We start from the raw sequence: 3,857 nt of genomic DNA, 5'->3' as shown, positions 1-3,857 counted from the left end.
GAAGACAGCGGCGCGGTGGCCGCGCCGATCGAAGGCGCCACACCGCTGGCGCATGGCACCGCCCCCACGCTCGGCGCGCAAACCGGTGCGCAGGGCCCGGTCACGCTGCCGCTCGCCCCGCGCGTCGGCGATCCGCAGTGGCCGCAGGCCCTCGGCCAGCAGATGGTCCGCCTGACCACGCAAGGCAACCACACCGCCGAGCTGCAACTGAATCCGCCCGACCTCGGCCCGCTGAAGGTCGTGCTCAATGTGGTCAACGATCAGGCCCAGGCCCAGTTCGTCTCGCCGCACGCCAGCGTGCGCGCGGCGGTCGAGGCCGCCCTGCCCCAACTGCGCCATGCGATGGCCGACAGCGGCATCCAGCTGGGCCAGACCTCGGTCGGCGCCGAGCAGTTCGCCGGCCAGCCGGGACAGGGCCAGCAGCAGGCCCCGCAACACCGCGGACAGGGCTTCGCGCAGGGGGTGACCGAGTTCCAGCAGCCTGCCGCGACCCAGACCGCGACGGCCCCGACCGCGCCGCGCCGCGTGGCGCTGGGTGAGGTCGATACGTTCGCCTGAGTCCGCAAATAGTCACCTCTTGGTGTTCTCCCTCTCCCGCGTGCGGGAGAGGGCCGGGGAGAGGGCAAGGGGCGATCGTCATTGCGGACAGCGTTCGCACAACGACCGCCGTTTCGCTCTCCCCCAACCCCTCTCCCGCAAGCGGGAGAGGCGAGCAAACCAGCGGTAGTTGATACGCTCGCCCGACCCGCAAGAAGGACCCACTGTGTTCTCCCTCTCCCGCAGGCGGGAGAGGGCAGCCAACCCGCTGGTAGCCCGCTCACCGGCGTATCATTCCCCTCCCAATGAATCGATACGCGCGGTACCCCCATGACCTTCGACCTGTTCGACAACCTGCCGGAGCCGGATAGCCGGGGCGGGGAACACAGCGAAGCGATCGGCCCGGGTGCCGTTGTGCTGCGCGGCTTTGCGCTGTCCCGCGCGACCGCGCTGCGCGAGGCGATCGAGCAGGTTCAGGCCGATGCCCCCTTCCGTCATCTGATCACGCCCGGCGGCTTTCGCATGTCGGTGGCAATGACCAATTGCGGCACGCTCGGATGGGTCTCCGACGAGCGCGGCTATCGCTACGACCCCATCGACCCGGACAGCGGCCGGCGCTGGCCCGCGATGCCGGATGTCTTCACCGAGCTGGCACGCGAGGCCGCCGCCGCAGCCGGCTATCCCGGCTTCGCGCCGGATGCCTGTCTGATCAACCGCTATACGCCCGGCACGCGGCTGTCGCTGCATCAGGACCGCAACGAGCGCGATCTGCGCGCGCCGATCGTCTCCGTGTCGCTGGGCCTGCCCGCAGTCTTCCTGTTCGGCGGAGCAAAACGCGCCGACCGTCCGGCGCGCGTGCGCCTCGCCCACGGCGATATCGCGGTCTGGGGCGGGCCGAGCCGGCTCTTCTATCACGGCATCGCGCCGCTGGCCGAGGGCGATCACCCGCTGACCGGGGCGCTTCGCCTGAACCTGACCTTTCGCAAGGCCGGCTGAAGCACGCGGCCATGACGGCGCGATGACATATCGATGAAGCGTCGATGAAGATTCGTCGCCAAGCACACCGGCCGCGGCTTCCCATGCACTTGATGCCATTGCATCAGACATCTTTTCATCGCGACGTCACGGACCGCCCCTAGCATCCACCTCGCCGTCAATTTGCACTTGCCGCTGCATTCATCGCATTGGCACGATGCGGCCGCGCAATGTCCACGACATGCCTTCGAAAAAAAGGCTTCGACATGGCCGCGATGCGATGCCCGGCATTCAATCCAACAAAGGGAGGTCCCCCGTCATGTCTTACATCACCGATAAGGCGCGCGAGTCGCGCCGTGCGGCTGAAGGCTACATTACCGTTCCCGGCCAGACGCTCGAAGAGATCGTCGCCGCCAACCCGGCCCGTCGCAAGGTCCTGCGCGGCGGCCTGAGCCTGTCGCTGCTGTCGGTCTTCGGTTCGACCAGCCTGCTGGCCGCTTGCGGCGGCGACGACGATCCCGCGCCGGCCCCGGCCCCGGCTCCGGCTCCCGGCCCGACCCCGAGCCAGCCGCTGGACTACAGCATCGGCTTCAACCCGGTGGCGGACAAGGTCACCGCAGACACCGTGACGCTGCCGGAGAACTACTCGTACGAGGTCCTGTTCTCCGCCGGCGATCCGGTCGAGATCGGCTCGGTCGGCTATAGCGGTTCGTTCCAGAGCTCGGCCGAAACCGAGCGCCAGGCCGGCGGCAACCACGACGGCATGCACTTCTTCGAGATCCCCGGCGTCGACCCGCAGAAGGGCGGCCTGCTGGCGATCAATCACGAAGCGATGGATTCGGCCATCCTGTTCCCGGGCAGCTACAACGAAGCCACCGCGACGGCCGAGCAGAAGCGCCTGGCACTGTCGTCGGTCGGCGTGTCGATCATCGAGATCGAATTCGTCGACGGCAAGTGGCGCGTCAAGCGTGACTCGCGCTACAACAAGCGCTATACCGGCAACACGATCTACAAGGTCGGCGGCCCGGCGGCCAGCGCCATCGGCGGCAGCGTGGTCGGCACGCTGAACAACTGCTCGAGCGGCAACACGCCGTGGGGTACGTACCTGACCTGCGAGGAAACGACCGACAACTACCTCGACCAGTCGAACCCGGAAGAGGGCTACGGCTGGGTCGTCGAAATCGACCCGCTGAACCAGCTGGGCGCGCCGACCAAGCGCACCGCGATGGGCCGCTTCGACCACGAGAACACCGCCTTCATGTCCGACGCCAACAACCGCGTGGCGTTCTACATGGGCGACGACGGCACCCCGGGCTGCATCTACAAGTTCATCCCGAGCAATGCCTTCGATCCGAACAACCGCGCCGCTAACGCCAACCTGCTGGACCAGGGCACGCTGTACGTCGCCAAGTTCAACGGCGACGGCACGGGCCAGTGGATTGAGTTGACGCACGGCAAGAACGGCCTGGTGACCGGTGCCAGCGATCCGGGCAACTACACGCAATCGACCACGCCGCCGGCGCCGACCATCGTCGACTTCAACTCGCAGGCCGACGTGCTGATCAAGACCAAGGCCGCTGCCCGCGTTGCCGGCGGCACGCTGATGGACCGTCCGGAGTGGATCACGGTTGCGCTGGACAAGACCGTCTACTGCACGCTGACCAACAACGGCAGCCGCCGCGTCACCGACCCGGCGAACCCGCGCGCGACCAACCCGCATGGCCACATCATCCGCTGGAAGGAACAGGGCGACTCGCCGCTGGCGACCACCTTCACTTGGGAAATCTTCCTGCTGGCCGGCGACCCGTCGCTGTCCGCGGAGAACCTGAAGGGCAATATCGTCGGCGACACGTTCTCGAGCCCGGACGGCATCCGCGTCGATCCGAAGGGCCGCCTGTGGGTGCAGACCGACGCCGGCACCGGCGCCAGCACGACCGACATCTTCGGTGCCAACTCGATGCACTACGTCGACCAGCAGACCCGCGAGTGCAAGCGATTCCTGGTGGGCCCGCACGGCTGCGAAATCACCGGCATCGCCTACACGCCGGACCTGACGACGTTCTTCATCAACATCCAGCACCCGAACGGCGCATGGCCTAGCGCCAGCCTGCCGGCGCGCTCGTCGACCATCGTGGTTCGCCACAAGGACGGCAAGCCGATCGGCGCTTAAGTCTCGGCGTTCGATGCCGGCCCCCGCGCCGGCACTCCCAGAAGCCCGACGGCGACCTGCCGTCGGGCTTTTTGCTTGTTGCCGTGAAAGCGGTGGGCTGCGCTAAGGCGCAATCGCTTGCCGTCAACCGGCCGCCGGCAAGCGGCGCCAGCGGCGCCGCGCGCGGGAGCCAGCG

3 protein-coding genes are annotated in these 3,857 nt (G+C 67.9%); all 3 read left to right on the top strand.

Going from position 1 to position 3,857, the window contains the following annotated elements:
- A partial coding sequence (locus B551_RS15130; protein ID WP_023264445.1) for a flagellar hook-length control protein FliK occupies positions 1–558 on the top strand: 558 nt, incomplete at its 5' end.
- A 309-nt stretch (positions 559–867) separates the two neighbouring features.
- Entirely contained in the window at positions 868–1,533 is a 666-nt protein-coding gene (gene alkB, locus B551_RS15125; protein WP_006577761.1) for a DNA oxidative demethylase AlkB, read from the top strand.
- A gap of 298 nt (positions 1,534–1,831) precedes the next feature.
- Positions 1,832–3,682 (top strand): PhoX family phosphatase, encoded by a 1,851-nt coding sequence (locus B551_RS15120; protein ID WP_006577762.1) that lies wholly within the window; start codon positions 1,832–1,834, stop codon positions 3,680–3,682.
- Positions 3,683–3,857: the final 175 nt, after the last annotated feature.

The sequence above is a fragment of the Cupriavidus sp. HPC(L) genome (genome assembly GCF_000307735.3).
Classification (GTDB): Bacteria; Pseudomonadota; Gammaproteobacteria; order Burkholderiales; family Burkholderiaceae; genus Cupriavidus.
This window is presented reverse-complemented; position numbering and strand designations above follow the sequence as displayed.